The sequence below is a fragment of the Polaromonas sp. P1_H6 genome (genome assembly GCF_056405195.1).
This window is the reverse complement of record NZ_JBFUCN010000026.1, coordinates 1-18,240: the sequence shown is the minus strand read 5'-3', so window position 1 is coordinate 18,240 and position 18,240 is coordinate 1. Positions and strand designations below refer to the sequence as shown.

Below are 18,240 nucleotides of genomic sequence, written 5' to 3'. Positions count from 1 at the left end.
TTATCCTGCTTCGGCGGGGCTGGCCGCCGGTACGGTGCGGCGCACACGCCAGCGCTGCCAGTTCCTGACCAGCGGGCCCGGCATGAAGAGGGCCATGGCAGCCGTCAGCCACCAGCGCTTTCCGCCGGCCGCGCGGCGCGCCTTGATCAGCCAGGCCCAGCCTTCGCGACGATTGCCGACGGCCAGCGCCTGCCGCGCCAGCGTGAGCTGGTACTGGGCCACCAGCCACAGTGCTGAACCGCGCCGCGCGGGTGGCATGGCGCCGGAAAGCGCGCGCTGCTCCATGCGCTCGAGAAAAGGCGGCATGGCCAGCGGCGCATGTCCGCTGCTGAGGCCGCCCTCCACGGCGAGCCGGTAGGCCATCAGCGGCGTGTGGACCAGCGCCACCGGCGCCTGCTCCGCCAGGCGGAACCACAGGTCCACGTCTTCGCCATGCGATTCACCGGGGGGAAAGCAGGGCTGCATCGCCAGCAGCCGCGTGCGCCGTACCGAAACGGCGCTGGTGCACAGCGTGGGCGAGGCCATCCAGCGCCGCGGCAGGTCGGTGACGACTTCGATGTCCGGGTTGCTGTCCATCGCGGGCCAGCGCGGCGGCCACATGTCCAGGGTGTCGGGCACCGGCAGGTAGTCGGTGGCCACGGTGTCGGCCTGGGGGCAGCGCGCCTGTGTCCACACCAGCGTAGCGAGGTAGTCGGGGTGGTGCCAGTCGTCGGCGTCGAGAAAGGCTACCCACTCGCCGCGCGCCAGCGCGATGCCGTGGTTGCGCGCCGCCGAAACGCCGGCGTTGGCCTGGCGCACCAGGCGCACGCGCGGGTCGGTGATGAAGCTCACGAGCTCGGCGCCGCCGTCGGTGGAGCCGTCGTCCACCACGATCACCTCGAAGTCGGTGAAGGTCTGCGCGAGCACCGACGCGAGCGTGCCGCTGATGTAAGGCGCCTTGTTGTAAAGGGGAATGACGATGGAAAATTTCATGGCTTCATCGGTGCAGCCGCGCGGCGGCCAGCGGAGCTTGGGGGGCTCTGGGGTCTCGGGAAAAAGCCGATGCGGCGCGCGGCGCCGGCTGGCGTTTGCGCTCGCGGGCTTCGCGCACGGCGGCGGCCAGCGTCATCAGCAGCAGCACGTGGGCGATCAGTTCAGGGCCGTAGCCGAAGAGCAGCAGCGGCACCTCGCTGATGGCGCGCAGCACCAGCGCCACGAACAGCGCCAGCGTGAGGCCGCCGCTGGCGCGGGCGTAGCGGATGGACAGCACCAGCAGCACCAGCGCATACAGCACCAGCGCCACCGCGCCCACCGTGCCCGAGCGCGACAGCGTGTCCATGAACTGGTTGTGCGCATGGGTCGCATTGGGCATACCTATGGCTTCGCGAAAGGTCGCGTCCCACAAGGTCGGCCCGTAACCGAACACCGGGTTGCGCTGCCATTCGTCATAGGCGATGGCCCAGATCTGGTCGCGCCCCGTCATGGACGCCAGCTGCGCGCCCTGGGCGCTGTCGAAAAAGCTGCTCAGGCGCGCATCGATGTCGCCGAACATCAGCAGGGCGGCAAGGCCGACGACGGCGGCCATGAAAGCCAGCAGCGAGACGATGCCGAACTCCGGCCTCACCGGGTCGCCCACACGGCGCATGAAGCTGGGGCCCTGGCGAACGATGAGGATACAGGCGGAGCATAGCGTGAAGGAAATCCACGCGGTCTTGGATTGCGCGAGGAACAGCACGAACAGGCCCATGGCCCAGGCCAGGCGGTTGAGCCACACACGCTGCAAGGGGCGCGCAAGCAGGCACAGCAGGCCGAGTTGCGCCAGCATGCCCAAGGACACGGCATGGGGCGCCAGGCCCGCCAGGCGCGGCACACCCGGCAGCAGGCCCTGGGTGTAAGAGGCGTCCAGCACCAGGCTGGGCTTGAAAGGAACCAGCAGCAGCCCGGCGGCGATGAAGAGCAGCAGGGCGTTGCGTGCCGCGCTAAAGGCCAGGTCGCGTTCGGTGGCCGTTGCCAGCACGGCCGCGAAGCCTATCACCAGCGGGTACACATAGTCGTGCGACAGATGCGGGTGCGCCCCCAGCAGTGCCGGCGCGGCCACGGTGCCCAGCCAGAAAAGGAGAAAGGCCACCGGTAAAGCGGAGGGCGCCTGAGCGGCCTTGCCACGGCGTATCCAGTGCGTGATCACGCGTTCGCCGGCGAGTGTGAGCAGCAGCAGCGAGGCCATTGGTTGCATCAGCGACACCAGCGGGTGGCGCACCACCACCGCCACTTCGTCGAACTTCATGTTGCTGCTGGACAGGTCGCGGCCCGAAAGAAAGTTGGCCATGGCCACCATCAGCAGGATGGCGTAGAAGATGAAGTGCATATAACCTTGCGCCCGGCGCGAGGTCACATGGACCGCGCCCGCCATGCCCAGCGCCGCGGTGAGCGCCGCCAGGATGGCGCCGGCGACGAGGACTGTAATGACGATGGGCTGGTCCATGTGAGCCGCCTTAAGGATGCTGTTCGCCCAGGGACGCGGGCAGGGCGGAAGCGGCCGTGGGTCGGCGCAGGAACTTCGCCGCGCCGGGCAGGAAACGGATGACCATGTCGGAGGCGTCCGGGCCCAGCACTTGCGGCCGCAGCAGCAGCAACAGCGCCGGCAGTACACCGGCCGCGAGCGCGCCGGCGGCCAGCGAAATCAGCGGCATGTTGAATGTCGCCACGGCGTGCTGCCCAGCCAGCGCGCCGCCGGCACAGAGCGCGCTCAGCAGCAGGCCGCGCCAGGCGTGCGGCAGCAAGGCGCTTGCGCGCAGGTCCAGCGCGCGGAAGGCCGCAGTGGTGATGACGGCCGCGCGCAGCACCAGCAGCCCGCCCGCCACGGCCGCGGCGACATGGATGCCCTGGCCGGCCAGCAGGTAAAAGCCCAGCGCGCCGGTGACGACCAGCGGCAGCTGCAGGATGAACTCATAACGTTTGCGGCCGGTGTTCCACAGCACCGGCGTCGACAGGCCCCAGATGACATAGGCCGGCATGCACAGGAACAGCGCGCCCAGCACCCAGGCCGCGTCGCTCCAGGCCGGCCCGTAGAGCACACGCACGATGTCGCGCGAAATAAACGCCAGGGTCACAAAAGCCGGCAGGCCCAGCACCATGATGGTGGCCAGCATCTGCAGGTAGGCGCGGCCCAGCCGCGGCAAATCGTTTTGCAGGCGCGCGCCGGCCGCCAGGAAAGCCGGCTGCAGCGCGCCCAGCAGCAAGGTGTTGGGCATGGTCGCCAGGTTGTAGGCGACGTTGTAGAGGCCCAGCGCCTGCGCATTGAGCAGGCGCCCTATCAGCACGCGGTCCAGGTTGTTGAGCACCCAGTTGACGATGTTGGTGAAGAACACCGTGTGCCCGGTGCCCACGGCCGAGCGCGCATCGGCATACCAGAACAGCGGGCGTACCGCGTGCGGCTTGAGCGCATAGCTGGCCGCCAGCTGCACCGCCACTTGGACCAGCCAGGCCGCCACCAGCGAGGCCTCGCCCTGGCCCGTCAGTGCCATCGGCAGGCCCACCGCGATATAACCCGCCGCGTAGCTGCCCACCTGTACCAGGCCTACGGCGCGGAAGTTGAGGTCGCGCTGCAGCAGGTAGGTGGCCGGCTGCGCGGCGGCGCCCAGCAGACAGGCCAGCGACAGCCATTCAATGACGGCCAGCGCGCGCGGCTCGCGGAAATAGGCGGCCAGCAAGGGCGCCAGGAGGTAAACGGCCAGCGTTGTCGCCAGGCCCACGATGAGCTGCCAGGTCCAGGCAAAGCGCACGTCCTCGTCGCTGAGTTTTTCGCGCTGCAGCAGGCTCCAGCTGAAACCGAAGCCGGACACAAAGGTGGCAAAGGTCAGCACCACCATACCGATGGCGAACACACCGAAGATGTCCGGGCCCAGCGTGCGGGCCAGGACGACCTGGGCCATCAGCTGAAGCGCGAAGCGGGCAACCGTGGACGCTGCGCTCCATTTGACCGCTGCGACGCCGGGCCGGCCGAGTCCGCTTACGCTCAATGCCTTCCCTCCTTGTAGCGCCGCACGGCGATCACGCCCATCAGCACCAGGGTGGCCAGCAGCATGCCGTAGGAGCGCCAGCCGGACTCGCCGGCCTCCGGTTCGTCATCGGCCGCGAAGGCCTGTGGCGGGTTGGGGCGTGGGCGTATGTCCGGGCTGTAGACGGCGCGGACCTTGACCGTATCGGCGTCGGCCTGCAACTTCATGGGCGTGTTTTTGGCGGCGCTTGCCTTGGCGGCGAGCGCCTGCGGTGGCGGCTGGTCGGAAGAATCGGAGTAGGCCGATGCTGACGCCATCCAGGTGGCCAGAATGGCGGAAATGAGGGCTTTAAGCATGAATTTCTCCTCGGTCAAAGCAGGAGATGAGTGTCTTGTGCAGTGCAGCAATCGGCAATAGTCCGAACGGCTCATGGCCTGTTTTGTGCTGGTGAAAGCAGATGTGTTTTGTGCGCATGGGGCACCTGTTTTGCGCCGTGGCGAATCACACGCTGACCGCTGGGCGGATGGGTCCGTTCGGGCTATTGCGCACGGGCGCCGGGGCGTGCGTGGCGGGGCTGCCGGAGGGCAAGGTCCGGTAGCCGTCGGGGTTGCGTTGCTGCCAGTGCCAGGAATCGCGGCACATGTCGTCGATGTTGCGCATGGCGCGCCAGCCCAGCAGGCTGCCGGCCAACGATACGTCGGCAAAATACTGCGCCACGTCGCCCGCGCGCCGCGGAGCGAATTCAAACGGGATGGGCTGGCCGCTGGCGCGCTCGAAGGCGCGCACCACGCCCAGCACGCTGGTGCCTTCACCGGTTCCCAGGTTCACTGTGAAGCTCTCGCCCTTGGCCAGCAGCGCCTGCACGGCGGCCACATGGCCGGCGGCCAGGTCGGACACGTGCAGGTAGTCGCGCACGCCGGTGCCGTCGGGCGTCGGGTAGTCGCTGCCGAAGACCTGCAGGCGAGCCCGCTTGCCCACGGCCACCTGAGTCACGAAAGGCATCAGGTTGTTGGGGATGCCGTTCGGATCTTCGCCGATCAGGCCGCTGGGGTGTGCGCCCACCGGGTTGAAGTAGCGCAGCACGCCGGTGCGCCATGACGGATCCGACACGCGCAGCGAAGCCAGGATGTTTTCGCACATGAGCTTGCTCTCGGCATAGGGGCTCTCGGGCGCGCAGGGGAAACCTTCATCAATCGGCACGCTGGCCGGGTCTCCGTAGACGGTGGCGCTCGAGGAAAACACCACGGAGCGGCAAGCGGCGGTGGTGGCCATGGCCTCCAGCAGGCTGAGCAGGCCGCTCACGTTGTTGCGGTAGTACATCAGGGGCTGCTGCACGCTTTCGCCGACGGCCTTGAAGCCGGCGAAGTGCACGGCGGCGACACAGCGGTGGCGCCGCAGCACCTCGGCCACAAAGGCGGTGTCCAGCACGTTGCCTTGTTCGCAGGGAACGCTGCGGCCCGTCAATTGCGCCAGCCGCTCCAGCACGGCCGGGTGGCTGTTCGAAAAGTCGTCGAGGATGACCGGCTGCAAGCCGGCCTCCACCAGGGCCACAAAAGTATGGCTTCCGATATAACCTGCGCCGCCGGTCAGCAGCACGCTGGGAATGTTTTTTGTCATTGGATCAATAGATATGAAGCTGACGGGCAGCGGGTAGATGCGCCAAAAAACGCTGACACATACGGCCTGGCCGCCGGTGAATTGGCGCGGCCACATCCCGTACCTGGGATAGCTCCAGTGTCTTTGTGGCGATGAGGGAAGGCGTGTCAGCGTAAGCCGCAAGCCTGCGTCGGATGCCCGGACACAGGCCTTAAAGCGTGTCGAATCGTTCGGTAAGCACTTGTGAATGGCGCGCCGAAACCGCCTGCGGACGGGGGCGTTTGCCGTGCGCTCGCTGCAGGGCGCGTTTTGCCGCGCCGACAGAAAGTCACAAAGGTTTCCAGGCTTGTGCCGCGTATCTGTGGCGTGCACGCGACTGAAAGGCAAAGGCCGCATGCAGGATGCGGCCTTTGGAAAATCGCGCGGGTTCTTCCGGATACTTCCGGGTTCTCCTGCTTTGGCAGAGAGCCGGAAGAATGCCTGTCAGACCTATCGCTATCGCATCTCGAGAGAAAGATGCGTGGGGCTCAGCGATGCCAGGAAGTCCCCCGCATCGAATGCTTCACCCGCGGTCAGGACGCCGGTGGTTTTGACCTGGCCGCCGAGGACGCGTGCCATGGCCTCGACCACGAGGGGAGCGGTGAAGCCGTAGATGTCCCGCCCGCGGGCGGTGGCGCGGCGTTCCTCGCCGCCGCGGCGCGCGAGCACTTCCACCACAAAGGTTTGCGTCGACAGCCCGCTGTCGTCACCGGCCACGGGCGCCTGCGGGTTCGGGTCGGTCAGGTCCTTGACGGCCGTGGCCGTCATGTAGGAACGGATCTCGGGAACCTTGAGGTGGCGTGAGATCGTCACCGTGTCCGCCATGGTGAATTCCGCGATGACTGGTTGCTTTCCCAGCGGCGCGGCAAAGGTCCATTCAGCGGCCGGTGCTGCTTCCGTGGTGTAGCCGATTTTTCCGTCCGCGAAAACGACCCGGCGGCCGTCCCGGCGCTGCTTGGATACTTGGCCGGCGATCAGGGTCCCCGGCGTTGGCCGCCAGCTGTCAAGCCCGTAGGCGATGGAAATTTCGTCCGCCGAAGTCCAGTCGCCCATGGCCGCGGTTGCCAGCAAGTCGCCGAGTCCGCCGAAAAAGGCCATGGCGTGCACCACAACGATGCCGGCTTCACGTGCGCGATCCGCGAAGAGATTGAAGGTGTCGATGTTGGCTTCTATTTCGGCCGCGACATCCAGGTAGGGAATCCGCGCGCGCATGGCGGCTTCGATCAGCGGTGCGGAGGTGCTGGCAAACGGGCCGGCGCAGTTGATGACCGCCGCGGCGCCCGCCAGCGCACGGTCCAGCGAGATGGGGTCGTCGACCGATGCGGGCCGCAGTGCCAGACCGGGGTATTCCGTGCCGAACGCTTGCAGCTTGCCGGCATCGCGCCCCGAGAGGATGGGCGTCCAGCCTCTGCGGCGCAACTCCTTGACCACGAATTGCCCGGTATGCCCATAGGCGCCGTAGACGGTCACTGTCTTGTTGGATGTCATCACGAATTCCCCTTGTTGAAGTTATTTGTTGAGCTGTTTTTGTCAAAACGATACAGATCTGTAGCGTTTTGGATAATGTAAAGTACAGATCTGTAGCGTGTCAAGCGGAGCCGTCCAAAAATCCCTCCTGGCGTTGTTGCGTCGCCTTGCCGTGCTGGTGCACTGTCTGCGGCGACGCGCCTAGCCAGGACCGCTTCGCTGGGTTTTGTGAACGGCTCTTAAAGGAAATATCGTGAAAAAAAGTCTTTCGGTAGCCAATAGAGTGAGTGACGAACAGGGTGTTCTGAGCGTGCGCGACCGGGTGTTGGAGACGGCGGCGACGCTGTTCTACCGGGAGGGCGTCAGGGCGGTCGGCGTCGACCTGGTAGTGGAACGCTCAGGCGTCGCCAAGACCAGCTTGTACCGGCACTTCGCGACCAAGGATGATCTTGTGGTGGCATTCCTCGAGCGCGAGGACGCCGAATATTGGGAGGACTGGGAAAGCGTCGCGGCGCGGGAGCCGGACGATGCCGAGGCGGAACTGCAGGCGCACCTGCGCTGGATCGCCGAGCACATCGCCGCGCCCAGGTACCGCGGCTGCCCCTTCCTCAATGTAGCGACCGAGTTCCCGGAACCAAGCCATCCCGCCCGCGCGGTTTCCATGCGCAACAAGATGGAGTTGCTGCGCCGCCTGGCCGTGATGGCAAAGAGGATGGGGGTTCGCAAGCCCGACGATCTGGCCGGCCAGCTTGTGCTGCTGATCGACGGCGCATATATGAACGGCCCGCTGCTCGGCAAGAAGGGGCCTGCGAACTCACTCGTGACGGCGGGACAGGCCTTGATGGCTGCCGCGCCGCGCCGCTGATACCAGGACAAAAGAAAAAGCCCTTCTCAAGACGAGAAGGGCTTTTTTGATGGAGGCGCTTCGGTGTTTACATGCCGGCGTAATTCGGCCCGCCACCGCCTTCGGGCGTGACCCAGACGATGTTCTGTGTCGGGTCCTTAATGTCGCAGGTCTTGCAGTGCACGCAGTTCTGCGCGTTGATCTGCAGGCGGTCGGAGTTGTCGGGGTTCTTCACGAACTCGTAGACGCCGGCCGGGCAATAGCGGCTTTCAGGGCCGGCGTATTTGGCCAGGTTGATGCTGACAGGCACGCTCGCGTCCTTGAGCGTCAGGTGCGCGGGCTGGTGTTCTTCGTGGTTGGTGTTCGAGACAAAGACCGAGCTCAGGCGATCGAATGTGATCTTGTTGTCGGGCTTGGGGTACACGATGGGCGTGCACTCGGCGGCCGGCTTGAGTTTGGCGTAGTCGGGAATGCTGTTGTGGATGGTCCAGGGCGGGCTCTTGAAGCCCAGCTTGGGCAGCAGCCAATGCTCGATGCCGGTCATGAAGGCGCCGACGTAGAGGCCCTTCTTGAACCAGGACTTGAAATTGCGCGACTGGTTCAATTCCGCCGCGAGCCAGCTTTTGGCATAGGCCTCGGGGTACGCGGCCAGCTCGTCGTGCTGGCGGCCGGCGGTGACGGCGTCATAGGCGGCTTCGGCGGCCAGCATGCCGGACTTGATGGCCGCGTGGCTGCCCTTGATGCGCGCCGCGTTGAGGTAGCCGGCTTCGCAGCCGATCAGCGCGCCGCCCGGGAACACGGTTTTGGGCAGGCTCAGTGCGCCGCCCGCGGTGATGGCGCGCGCGCCGTAGCTGATGCGCTTGCCGCCTTCAAGATACTGCTTGATGCTGGGGTGGGTCTTCCAGCGCTGCATTTCTTCAAACGGGCTCAGGTAGGGGTTGCTGTAATCCAGGCCGGTGACCATGCCCAGCGTGACCTTGTTGTCCTCGAGGTGGTACATGAAGCCGCCGCCGTAGGTCTGGCTGTCCATGGGCCAGCCGGCGGTGTGGATGACCAGGCCCGGTTTGTGTTTGGCCGGGTCGATTTCCCAGAGCTCTTTGACGCCGAGCGCGTAGCCCTGCGGGTCGCGGCCTGCGTCGAGCTTGAAGCGGCTGATCAGCTGGCGGCCCAGGTGGCCGCGCGCGCCTTCGGCGAACACGGTGTATTTGCCGTGCAGTTCCATGCCGAGCTGGAAGTTGTCGGTGGGCTGGCCGTCCTTGCCGATGCCGAGGTTGCCGGTGGCCACGCCCTTGACGGAACCATCGTCGTTGTAGAGCACTTCGGCCGCCGCGAAGCCCGGGAAGATTTCAACGTCCAGCGCCTCGGCCTGCTGCGCCAGCCAGCGCACCACATTGCCGAGGCTGATGACGTAGTTGCCTTCGTTGTGAAAGCAGTCCGGCACAAAAAAGGCCGGTGTCTTGATCGCGCTTTTTTCGCTGAGGAAGAGCACCTCGTCGGCGGTGACGGGCTGGTTCAGCGGCGCGCCCTGAGCCTTCCAGTCGGGCAGCAGTTCGGTCAGTGCTTTCGGGTCCATCACCGCGCCCGAGAGGATGTGGGCGCCGGGCTCCGATCCCTTTTCGAGCACCACGACGGAAACGTCCTTGCCTTTTTCGGCCGCGAGCTGCTTGAGCCGAATCGCGGTGGCCAGGCCGCCGGGGCCGCCGCCCACCACGACCACGTCGTATTCCATCGCCTCACGGGGGCCGAACTGGGCCAGAATTTCTTGGGTATTCATCGGGGACTCGCTGATAATGATTTTCAGGAAGGATTGTCGGTCTCGCGTTGGATTTTATGTCGCGAATGCAGCGATGCGAACGGTCGTTCTCTTTTGTACGGTTTAAATTGAGAGAGGAGCCTCTAATGGCTTACAGCATTGATCTGTCGGGGCGTGTCGCCCTCGTGACCGGCGCCTCGGGCGGGCTGGGCGCCCAGTTCGCCAAAACACTGAGCGCCGCCGGTGCAGCCGTGGTGCTGGCCAGCCGCAGGCTGGACAAACTCAAGGACCTGCGCGCGCAGATCGAGGCGGCCGGCGGCGACGCGCACGTGGTGGAGCTTGACGTGACCGACCACGCCAGCATCAAGGCCGGCGTGGCCCATGCTGAAACCGAAGTCGGCCCCATCGACATCCTGGTCAACAATTCGGGCGTGAGCAACACGCAGCGCATCCAGGACGTGGATGAGGAAGACTACGACTTCGTCTTCAACACCAATGTGAAAGGCGCCTTCTTCGTGGCGCAGGAAGTCGGCAAGCGCATGCTGGCCCGTTCGCGCGGCGCCGGGCCCGGCAACTATGCCGGCGGCCGCATCATCAACATAGCCTCCATGGCCGGGCTGCGTGTGCTGCCGCAGATCGGCGTGTACTGCATGAGCAAGGCGGCCGTGGTGCAGATGACCAAAGCCATGGCGCTGGAGTGGGGCAAGTTCGGCATCAACGTCAACGCGATCTGCCCCGGCTATATTGACACCGAGATCAACCACCACCACTGGGAGACCGAGCAGGGCAAGAAGCTGGTGCAGATGCTGCCGCGCAAGCGCATCGGCAAGCCGCAGGACCTGGACGCGCTGCTGGTGATGCTGGCCAGCGGTGAGAGCCATTTCGTCAACGGCGCGGTGATAGCGGCGGATGACGGCTTTGGCGTTTGAACCGATTCACAACGTCAATCAATTCGGAGAGAGAGAGAACAACATGATGGATTCCGTAGTGCCTTACCTCGGCCCGATAGGCCTGATCTTCCTGGCCTTGCTCGCGGGCGTGGTCAGCCCCGGCCCCAGCTTTGTGCAGGTCGCGCGCATCGCGGTTTCGCGTTCGCGCGCCGACGGGCTGGCCGCCGCGCTGGGCATGGGACTGGGCGCGCTGGTGTTTGCCATGCTGGCACTGGCCGGGTTGCAGGCGCTGCTGGCGGCTTTGCCTGGCGTCTACATGGCGCTCAAGGTTGTCGGCGGCCTGTACCTGATGTGGATCGCCGTCCAGATCTGGCGCGGCGCGCACCAGCCGCTCGAGATGGGCGGCGACGAAAAGGGCGCCTCGCGCCGCACGGTGCTGCAATCGTTTCGCCAGGGGCTGGTGACGCAGCTCAGCAATCCCAAGATCGTGGTGGTCTACAGCAGCGTGTTCGCGGCGCTGCTGCCCGCGCGGTTTCCCCTCCCGGCTGCCTTGCTGGTGCTGGCCGGCGTGCTCGTGATGGAAACCGGCTGGTATGCCGTGGTGGCGGTGGTGCTGTCTTCGTCCGTGCCGCGCGCCGCCTATCTGCGCAGCAAGGCCGTGGTGGACCGCACAGCCGCCGGCGCCATGGGCTTGCTCGGGTTGCGCCTGGTCGCGACCGCGCACACCGCCTGATGCCTGATAGATGCTGACGGGCATTCTGGCCGGGCTCGCGGCGGGTGCGCTGTGGGGCCTGGTGTTTGTGGCACCGCGCATGCTCGAAATGGGCGTGGGCGGCTATTCTTCGATCGACCTCACGGCCGGGCGCTTTGCCGTCTACGGCGTGCTGGCCGTGCTGGTGATGCTGGCGGGCCTGCGCAGCCGCCGCCTGCCCACGCTGCGCCAGGCCTGGGCCGCGCTGTTCATGAGCATCCTCGGCTTCAGCGGCTACTACCTGCTGCTGGTACTGGCCATACGCGACGCGGGCACTGAAGTGCCTTCGCTCGTCATCGGCACCATCCCTATCTGGGTGATGCTGCTGGGCAAGCCGCGGAGCCTGCGCTGGGCCGCGCTGCTGCCGGGGCTGGCGCTCACGCTGGCCGGGCTGGCGCTCATGATGGGGTCCACACACGAAGCCGGCCAGGGCACGGCCACGCATTTCTGGCGCGGCATGCTGTTCGTGACGGCCTCCCTGGTGTGCTGGACGGCTTTCGCCATCCTTAATTCCGCCTGGCTCAAGCGCCATCCTGAAGTCAATGCCACCGACTGGGCCAACTGGCTGGGCGTGGCCACCGGCCTGGGCGCGCTGCTGATGTGGGGCGTGGCGGGCTCGGATGCCGGCGTGCTGGCCGGGCGTGAAGACCGATGGATGTTTGTGCTGCTGTGCGTGGTCGCGGGCGCGGGTTCGACCTGGCTGGCCACCATCCTCTGGAACATGGCCAGCCAGCGGCTCAGCGCCAGCCTGTGCGGCCAGCTCATCGTCAGCGAAACAATTTTTGCGCTGCTGTATTCCTTTGCCTGGGACGGCCGCTGGCCGACCCTGGTACAGCTCACCGCCTGCGTGTTGTTCACGCTGGGCATTCTTGCCTCCATACGGGCGCACCGCTAGGTGCGATGGCCATCATGAAGATTGAAATCCCCGAGAAGAAAAAGCTGGTCCATGAGATGGTCATCCCGATCCGCTGGGGCGACATGGATGCCATGGGCCACCTCAACAACGGCAGCTACTTCCGTTACCTGGAAACCATACGCATAGACTGGATGTACGGCATCGGCTGCAAACCCGATCCGTTGGGCGAGGGCCCGGTCATCGTCAACGCTTTCTGCAACTTCTACAAGCAGCTCGAATACCCGGGCGACGTGCTGATGAAGATGTATGTCAGCGACCCGGGCCGCAGCACTTTTGAAAGCTGGGCGACGATGGAGCGCAGCGATGCACCGGGCGTGATCTGCGCCGCGGGCGGCGCCACCACCATCTGGGTGGATTTTCCGGCGCAGAAGTCAAGGCCGCTGCCCGACTGGATGCGCAAGCTGATCGAGGATTAAGTTCTCAACGAACTACGCGAAACTTGTCGGCGTGCTCCTTGAACCAACGCTGGGCAAGGCTGCGCGTCTGCTGCCCGGGCTCCACAAACGCTTCCTGGTCCGGATGGAAGCCGCGCTTGAAGTAGGCCAGCAATGGGCCCGTGGTGTACCACATCGCCCCCTTGCGGCCCCAGAAGAATTTGAGTGCGCTCCACCAGGTCCCGGGCTTGAACAGGGTGCCGTCGTGCCACAGGTTGAGCACCGTCTGCCGTCCTGAGTCGAAGGTGAACAGCAGCACCGCGTAGATGTACCAGCGTATGCGCCAGGCGTAGTTGCCCTGCACGGCCTGGTAAAGGTCATAGGCGACGGCACGGTGCTCGGTTTCCTCGGCCGCGTGCCAGCGCCAGAGGGTTTGCATTCTCGGGTCGGCGCTGTCCAGCGTGTCGTTGTGGCGCAGCAGGTAGTCGGCCAGCACGGCGGTGAGGTGCTCGTAGGCGGCCGTCACCGCCAGGAAGTGGCGCGGCGCGATGCCTCTTTTCTTCGCGAAGTCGATGCGCGCCGTGGCCCAGTGCTGCCAGCGGTTGACCAGGCCCTGCGTTTCCAGGTGCGCGTTGTAGAGCGCGTGGATGTGGCGGTGCGTGGCCTCCTGGCCTATGAACTGCGCCGCGGCTTCGTGCAGCAAGGCATGCTCGGGCGTCTGCGGCAGCAGCTTCGCGCAGTCGCGCACGGAGTCGATAAAGGATTGCTCGCCGACCGGAAAGCTCATCGACAAGGCATTGTGGTACTGGCTCAGGAAGGCGTCGCCGCCATACCAGTGGCGGTCAAAGCCCTGGCCCAGGTCGACCTCGAGCTTGCGCACGGTCAGGCCGGAGGGGTTGGCCGCTGCGGGATTGGGCGCGGCCGGGGCGATGGGGGGAGCGGTGGCGGTCGAAGTCATGAAATCCTCAGGCCGGCTTGGGCGGTTTGGGCACGCGGCCCATCAAGTAAAACTCGGGGTTGGGTTGCATGTCGCTGAAGCTGGCCATGCGGTTCGAGAGGCCGAAGAAAGCCGTGATCGCCGCGATGTCCCAGGCGTCCTCGTCGTCAAAGCCGTGGCCGTACAGCGCCTCGAAGTCGGCGCCTTCAATCCGGTCGGCCTGCAGGCAGACCTTCATGGCGAAGTCCAGCATGGCGCGCTGGCGCGGCGTGATGTCGGCCTTGCGGTAGTTGACCGCCACCTGGTCCGCGACCAGCGGCTTCTTTTCATAAATCCGCAGGATGGCGCCGTGCGCCACCACGCAGTACAAGCAGTTGTTGGCCGCGCTGGTGGTGGTGACGATCATTTCGCGGTCGCCCTTGGTCAGCGTGCCGCTGGGGTTGGAGCCTTCTTCCTTGAGCATCAACGCATCGTGGTACGCAAAGAAGGCGCGCCATTCGGCGGGTCGGCGCGCCAGTGCCAGGAAGACATTGGGCACAAAGCCGGCTTTTTCCTGTACTTCCAGGATTTTGGCCTGGATGTCTTGCGGCAGGTCTTTCAGTTCGGGCGCAGGATAGCGGGGCGCCGCGCCGGAAGTTTTGGGGCTGGTCATCAGGTCTCCTTCAAGGGCTTTATGAATAAGTGGCTCGGCTTCAAGCGTAAGGCAAGAGGGCGGGTTCGGCGGCGCGGAAGCAGGGCAGCGGGGATGTCATTAATAAAAGCTATGAGATAAATATTTTTAATTGCCTTTGATTATTTTGTTGCGAAACCTAGACTGTGCTTCACAGGCCAACCGCCTGGCAAGCCCAAGCCCTCCAAGTCCTCCAAGCCCTTACACGGCGCCACTTACTCAATAGAAGGTAACCCATCATGGCCGATCACAACACGCAAAGCGAAGCCTCTTGCCCATTCTCGGGCGGCGCCCGCAAACACGCACTGGCTGGCGTCGCAACCAATGCCGCCTGGTGGCCCGAGCAGCTCAACCTCAAGATCCTTCACCAGAACTCCCCGCTGTCCGATCCCATGGGCCTGGCGTTCAACTATGCCGAGGAGTTCAAGACCCTGGACCTGCATGCCGTCGTCAAGGACCTCCATGCGTTGATGACGGATTCGCAGGACTGGTGGCCCGCGGACTACGGCCATTACGGCCCGTTTTTCATCCGCATGGCCTGGCACAGCGCGGGCACTTACCGCATCGCCGACGGCCGCGGCGGCGCGGGTTCCGGCACGCAGCGCTTCGCGCCGCTGAATAGCTGGCCCGATAACGGAAACCTCGACAAGGCGCGGCGCCTGTTGTGGCCGATCAAGCAGAAGTACGGCCGGAAAATCTCCTGGGCCGACCTGATGGTCCTGGCCGGCACCGTGGCCATGGAATCGATGGGATTGAAGACCTTCGGTTTTGCCGGCGGACGTCCCGACGTCTGGGAGCCGGAAGAGATTTACTGGGGACCTGAGTCCGAGTGGATGGGCGACAAGCGTTACACCGGCGATCGCGAACTCGAAAACCCCCTGGGCGCGGTCCAGATGGGCCTGATTTACGTGAACCCCGAAGGCCCGAACGGCAAGCCGGATCCGCTGGGCTCGGCACGCGACATCCGCGAGACCTTCGCCCGCATGGCCATGAACGATGAAGAGACCGTGGCGCTGACCGCCGGCGGGCACACCTTCGGCAAATCCCATGGCGCGGCCAATCCCGGCGAGCATGTCGGCCCCGAGCCCGAGGGCGGCAGCATCGAGGACCAGGGCTTTGGCTGGATCAACAAGTTCGGCGCCGGCCACGGTGTCCACACCATCACCAGCGGTATCGAAGGAGCCTGGACCAAGAACCCCACCAAGTGGGACAACGGCTATTTCGAGAACCTGTTCGGCTACGAGTGGGAATTGACGAAGAGCCCCGCCGGTGCGCACCAGTGGAAACCCAAGGACCCGGCCGCCGCGACCACCGTGCCGGATGCCCATGACCCCGCGCTGCGCCATGCCCCGATGATGACCACGGCCGACATGGCCATGCGCATGGACCCGGCCTACGAGAAGATCTCGCGGCGTTTCATGGCCAACCCGCAGGAGTTCGCGGATGCCTTCGCCCGTGCCTGGTACAAGCTGACGCACCGCGACATGGGCCCGGCCGCGCGCTACCTGGGCCCGCTGGTGCCGAAGGAAGAATTGATCTGGCAGGACCCGCTTCCCGCAGTCGACCACCCGCTGGTCAATGAGCAGGACATCGCGGCCCTCAAGGCCATGGTCCTTGCCTCCGGACTGTCCGTCTCCCAACTCGTCACGACGGCCTGGGCGTCCGCCGCGACCTTCCGCGGCAGCGACAAGCGCGGCGGTGCGAACGGGGCGCGCATCCGCCTCGCGCCCCAAAAAGACTGGGACGCCAACCAGCCGGCCGAGCTGGCGAAAGTCCTGAAAGTGCTGGAGTCCATCCAGGCCGGTTTTAATGGCGCGCAGTCCGGCGGCAAGAAGGTGTCGCTGGCCGACCTGATTGTTCTCGGCGGCTGCGCGGCCATCGAGGCGGCCGCCAAGAAGGCCGGCCACGACGTGAAAGTGCCTTTTTCGCCCGGGCGCACCGACGCTTCGCAGGAACAGACCGATGCGGCGTCGTTCGCCGTGCTGGAGCCGACCGCGGACGGCTTTCGCAACTACGGCCGCAAGGGGCAGGAGAAGCGTGCCGCCGAGCAGCTGGTCGACCGCGCCAACCTGATGACGCTGACCGCCCCCGAGATGACGGTGCTGGTCGGCGGCATGCGCGCCTTGAATGCCAACGCTGGGCAGGCCCAACATGGTGTATTCACCAAACGGCCCGGGACATTGAGCAACGACTTCTTCGTGAACCTGCTCGACATGCGCACGAAGTGGCAAAAGTCCGCCGAATCCGAAGGCGTGCTCGAGGGGCGCGACCGGACCACGGGCAAGCTCAAGTGGACGGCGACGGTGACCGACCTCGTCTTCGGCTCGAACTCCCAGTTGCGCGCCATCGCGGAAGTCTATGGGTCCAGCGATTCGCAACAGGTGTTCGTGCGCGACTTTGTGGCCGCCTGGACCAAGGTCATGAACCTGGACCGTTACGACCTGGCTTGACCCGAACGAAGTTGATCCCTGCCCGCCCCGGTGAAAGCCTGGGCGGGCTTTTTTGTTTTCCACTACGCTTGGGCTTTGAGAATTTTTTCCAAGGAGCTCACGTGACCTCGACATCTTCCAGCGACTTCGACAAGGGCCTGGCCACCCGCAAGCAGGTGATGGGTGAAGACTTCGTGGCCAATGCCTTCGGCAAGGCGACCGACTTTTCCCTGCCCATCCAGCACTACATCACGCGCAACGCCTGGGGCGACGTGTGGCAGCGGCCTGGGCTGGACCTGAAGACGCGCAGCCTGGTCACTGTGGCCATGCTGACCGCCCTGGGCAAGCAGCATGAACTCAAGGGCCATGTGCGCGGCGCCCTGAACAACGGCGTGACGCCGGAGCAACTCCAGGAGGTGCTGCTGCACGCCAGCATCTACTGCGGCCTGCCTGCCGCGGTCGAAGCCTTCCGCACGGCCGCCGAAGTGGTGGACGCCCCCAAGCCATGAGCCCGACACAGATTCGCCGCTGCGAAGAAGCCGACTGGCCGGCCGTCTGGCCGCTGCTGCGCGCCACCTTCGAAGCCGGCGACACCTACGCTTTTTCGCCGGACAGCACCGAAGCCGAAATCCATGCCGTATGGATGGAAGCGCCCCGCGCCACCTACGTGGTGCGCGACGGCGAAGGACCCGTGCTCGGCACCTATTTCATCAAAGCCAACCAGCCCGGCCTGGGTTCGCATGTCTGCAACTGCGGTTATGTGGTCGCGCCCGAAGCCCAGGGGCAGGGCCTGGCGTCGGCGATGTGCGAACACTCGCAGCGCGAGGCGCTGGCCATGGGGTTTCTGGCGATGCAGTTCAACCTGGTGGTGTCGACCAACGAACGGGCGGTTCGGTTGTGGCAAAGGTTGGGGTTTGGGGTGGTGGCGACTTTGCCTCGGGCTTTTCGGCATTTGAGGTTGGGGTTGGTGGATGCTTTTGTGATGTTCAAGACTTTGGGGTAGGTCGTTTTTGTTTTTGTTTCCGACGGAGTGCCCTCTGCTTAAGGTTGCTGGCCGGGGTCGCCCGGCGGCGACTCACTTTTCTTTGCTTCGCCAAAGAAAAGTAAGCAAAAGAAAGGCGACCCGCAGTCTGGGTCCCTACGCTTCGCTACGGGCAACCTGCGGTGCTCGAGCCAAGCGGGGTCCGGCTAAACTCGCCTTCGGCTCAGACAACGCCGGCCCTGATCCGCTTGTCTCTGCGCTCCTCGGCCCAGCCAGGACGGGGCAATCGGGAACAGGAGCGGGGACAAATACCAAAGAGACAAACCAAGACAAACAAGGACTCGCCAAGGCGAGTCCTTGTTTCTTCAGGTTCGGTATTGGTATTCGGCTGTTTGGATTTCATTTCCCCGCGCCCACCCTTGTGGATGCGCCGAGGAGCGGAGGTCCAGACGGATCAGGGATCGCGTTGTTTGAGGTTCTATATTTGTTGTCAAACAGTTTTCGGCAGCAGCTTGGCCGGATCCCAGGGCTGACCCGTCTTCCAGACGGCAAACGCCACCCGCAACAGCTTTCGCCCGAGGATGACGAATGCCTCCGTTGTGGCAAAGCCCTTGG

At 65.1% G+C, this 18,240-nt stretch carries 17 protein-coding genes; 8 read left to right on the top strand and 9 right to left on the bottom strand.

Annotated features, from left to right (window positions below; translation table 11 throughout):
• From AC1D1F_RS20020 to AC1D1F_RS19995, 6 genes are all read right to left on the bottom strand, one after another.
• Positions 1-972, bottom strand: coding sequence for a glycosyltransferase family 2 protein (locus AC1D1F_RS20020; protein ID WP_477676223.1), 972 nt, complete (start codon positions 970-972; stop codon positions 1-3).
• Positions 973-976: 4 nt separating this feature from the next.
• Positions 977-2,461: an O-antigen ligase family protein gene (locus AC1D1F_RS20015; protein WP_477676222.1), complete on the bottom strand. Its 1,485-nt coding sequence runs from the start codon at positions 2,459-2,461 to the stop codon at positions 977-979.
• Positions 2,462-2,471: 10 nt separating this feature from the next.
• Positions 2,472-3,998: a lipopolysaccharide biosynthesis protein gene (locus AC1D1F_RS20010; protein WP_477676221.1), complete on the bottom strand. Its 1,527-nt coding sequence runs from the start codon at positions 3,996-3,998 to the stop codon at positions 2,472-2,474.
• The gene (locus tag AC1D1F_RS20005) at positions 3,995-4,333 is read right to left on the bottom strand and encodes a hypothetical protein (RefSeq protein ID WP_477676220.1); all 339 of its coding nucleotides are present in this window, start codon (positions 4,331-4,333) and stop codon (positions 3,995-3,997) included. The genes AC1D1F_RS20010 and AC1D1F_RS20005 overlap by 4 nt, the downstream gene beginning before the upstream one ends.
• Before the next feature lie 145 nt (positions 4,334-4,478).
• Positions 4,479-5,594: a UDP-glucose 4-epimerase GalE gene (gene galE / locus AC1D1F_RS20000; protein WP_477696780.1), complete on the bottom strand. Its 1,116-nt coding sequence runs from the start codon at positions 5,592-5,594 to the stop codon at positions 4,479-4,481.
• A gap of 474 nt (positions 5,595-6,068) precedes the next feature.
• Entirely contained in the window at positions 6,069-7,100 is a 1,032-nt protein-coding gene (locus AC1D1F_RS19995; protein ID WP_477676218.1) for a saccharopine dehydrogenase family protein, read from the bottom strand.
• Positions 7,101-7,332: 232 nt separating this feature from the next.
• Between AC1D1F_RS19995 and AC1D1F_RS19990 the strand changes: the two genes are divergently transcribed.
• The gene (locus tag AC1D1F_RS19990) at positions 7,333-7,944 is read left to right on the top strand and encodes a TetR/AcrR family transcriptional regulator (protein ID WP_477676217.1); all 612 of its coding nucleotides are present in this window, start codon (positions 7,333-7,335) and stop codon (positions 7,942-7,944) included.
• A 67-nt stretch (positions 7,945-8,011) separates the two neighbouring features.
• Here AC1D1F_RS19990 and AC1D1F_RS19985 read toward each other — a convergent pair whose 3' ends face one another.
• Positions 8,012-9,697 (bottom strand): electron transfer flavoprotein-ubiquinone oxidoreductase, encoded by a 1,686-nt coding sequence (locus AC1D1F_RS19985; protein ID WP_477697331.1) that lies wholly within the window; start codon positions 9,695-9,697, stop codon positions 8,012-8,014.
• 125 nt (positions 9,698-9,822) lie between these two features.
• On the opposite strand from AC1D1F_RS19985, the gene AC1D1F_RS19980 reads away from it, so the two are divergent.
• From AC1D1F_RS19980 to AC1D1F_RS19965, 4 genes are read left to right on the top strand one after another with little or no spacing between them, the layout of a single operon-like run.
• A complete protein-coding gene (locus AC1D1F_RS19980) occupies positions 9,823-10,605 on the top strand; it encodes an SDR family oxidoreductase (RefSeq protein ID WP_477676215.1) in 783 nt (260 codons plus the stop codon).
• A gap of 43 nt (positions 10,606-10,648) precedes the next feature.
• Positions 10,649-11,299, top strand: a complete 651-nt coding sequence (locus AC1D1F_RS19975) for a LysE family translocator (RefSeq protein WP_477676214.1) — start codon at positions 10,649-10,651, stop codon at positions 11,297-11,299.
• Positions 11,300-11,309: 10 nt separating this feature from the next.
• Positions 11,310-12,212, top strand: a complete 903-nt coding sequence (locus AC1D1F_RS19970) for a DMT family transporter (protein ID WP_477676213.1) — start codon at positions 11,310-11,312, stop codon at positions 12,210-12,212.
• Between the two features lie 14 nt (positions 12,213-12,226).
• Positions 12,227-12,649 carry an acyl-CoA thioesterase gene (locus tag AC1D1F_RS19965; RefSeq protein WP_477697332.1) on the top strand — a complete coding sequence of 141 codons (423 nt, stop codon included), beginning with the start codon at positions 12,227-12,229 and terminating at the stop codon, positions 12,647-12,649.
• Positions 12,650-12,653: 4 nt separating this feature from the next.
• On the opposite strand, the gene AC1D1F_RS19960 is transcribed toward AC1D1F_RS19965, so the two are convergent.
• Positions 12,654-13,565, bottom strand: a complete 912-nt coding sequence (locus AC1D1F_RS19960) for a metal-dependent hydrolase (RefSeq protein WP_477697333.1) — start codon at positions 13,563-13,565, stop codon at positions 12,654-12,656.
• Positions 13,566-13,572: 7 nt separating this feature from the next.
• Positions 13,573-14,196 (bottom strand): peroxidase-related enzyme, encoded by a 624-nt coding sequence (locus AC1D1F_RS19955; RefSeq protein ID WP_477697334.1) that lies wholly within the window; start codon positions 14,194-14,196, stop codon positions 13,573-13,575.
• Positions 14,197-14,453: 257 nt separating this feature from the next.
• Between AC1D1F_RS19955 and katG the strand changes: the two genes are divergently transcribed.
• The 3 genes from katG (at position 14,454) to AC1D1F_RS19940 (ending at position 17,646) form a co-directional block, all read left to right on the top strand.
• Entirely contained in the window at positions 14,454-16,664 is a 2,211-nt protein-coding gene (gene katG / locus AC1D1F_RS19950) for a catalase/peroxidase HPI (RefSeq protein ID WP_477697335.1), read from the top strand.
• Positions 16,665-16,822: 158 nt separating this feature from the next.
• Positions 16,823-17,152: a carboxymuconolactone decarboxylase family protein gene (locus AC1D1F_RS19945; protein ID WP_477697336.1), complete on the top strand. Its 330-nt coding sequence runs from the start codon at positions 16,823-16,825 to the stop codon at positions 17,150-17,152.
• Complete coding sequence (locus tag AC1D1F_RS19940; RefSeq protein ID WP_477679394.1) at positions 17,149-17,646, top strand: N-acetyltransferase family protein; 498 nt, start codon at positions 17,149-17,151, stop codon at positions 17,644-17,646. The genes AC1D1F_RS19945 and AC1D1F_RS19940 overlap by 4 nt, the downstream gene beginning before the upstream one ends.
• Positions 17,647-18,240: the final 594 nt, after the last annotated feature.

Coding starts and splice junctions, on each gene's coding strand:
- AC1D1F_RS20020 (WP_477676223.1), bottom strand. CDS start 972: ATGAAATTTTCCATCGTCATTCCCCTTTACAACAAGGCGCCTTACATC.
- AC1D1F_RS20015 (WP_477676222.1), bottom strand. CDS start 2,461: ATGGACCAGCCCATCGTCATTACAGTCCTCGTCGCCGGCGCCATCCTG.
- AC1D1F_RS20005 (WP_477676220.1), bottom strand. CDS start 4,333: ATGCTTAAAGCCCTCATTTCCGCCATTCTGGCCACCTGGATGGCGTCA.
- galE (WP_477696780.1), bottom strand. CDS start 5,594: ATGACAAAAAACATTCCCAGCGTGCTGCTGACCGGCGGCGCAGGTTAT.
- AC1D1F_RS19995 (WP_477676218.1), bottom strand. CDS start 7,100: ATGACATCCAACAAGACAGTGACCGTCTACGGCGCCTATGGGCATACC.
- AC1D1F_RS19985 (WP_477697331.1), bottom strand. CDS start 9,697: ATGAATACCCAAGAAATTCTGGCCCAGTTCGGCCCCCGTGAGGCGATG.
- AC1D1F_RS19980 (WP_477676215.1), top strand. CDS start 9,823: ATGGCTTACAGCATTGATCTGTCGGGGCGTGTCGCCCTCGTGACCGGC.
- AC1D1F_RS19975 (WP_477676214.1), top strand. CDS start 10,649: ATGATGGATTCCGTAGTGCCTTACCTCGGCCCGATAGGCCTGATCTTC.
- AC1D1F_RS19970 (WP_477676213.1), top strand. CDS start 11,310: ATGCTGACGGGCATTCTGGCCGGGCTCGCGGCGGGTGCGCTGTGGGGC.
- AC1D1F_RS19965 (WP_477697332.1), top strand. CDS start 12,227: ATGAAGATTGAAATCCCCGAGAAGAAAAAGCTGGTCCATGAGATGGTC.
- AC1D1F_RS19960 (WP_477697333.1), bottom strand. CDS start 13,565: ATGACTTCGACCGCCACCGCTCCCCCCATCGCCCCGGCCGCGCCCAAT.
- AC1D1F_RS19955 (WP_477697334.1), bottom strand. CDS start 14,196: ATGACCAGCCCCAAAACTTCCGGCGCGGCGCCCCGCTATCCTGCGCCC.
- katG (WP_477697335.1), top strand. CDS start 14,454: ATGGCCGATCACAACACGCAAAGCGAAGCCTCTTGCCCATTCTCGGGC.
- AC1D1F_RS19945 (WP_477697336.1), top strand. CDS start 16,823: ATGGGTGAAGACTTCGTGGCCAATGCCTTCGGCAAGGCGACCGACTTT.
- AC1D1F_RS19940 (WP_477679394.1), top strand. CDS start 17,149: ATGAGCCCGACACAGATTCGCCGCTGCGAAGAAGCCGACTGGCCGGCC.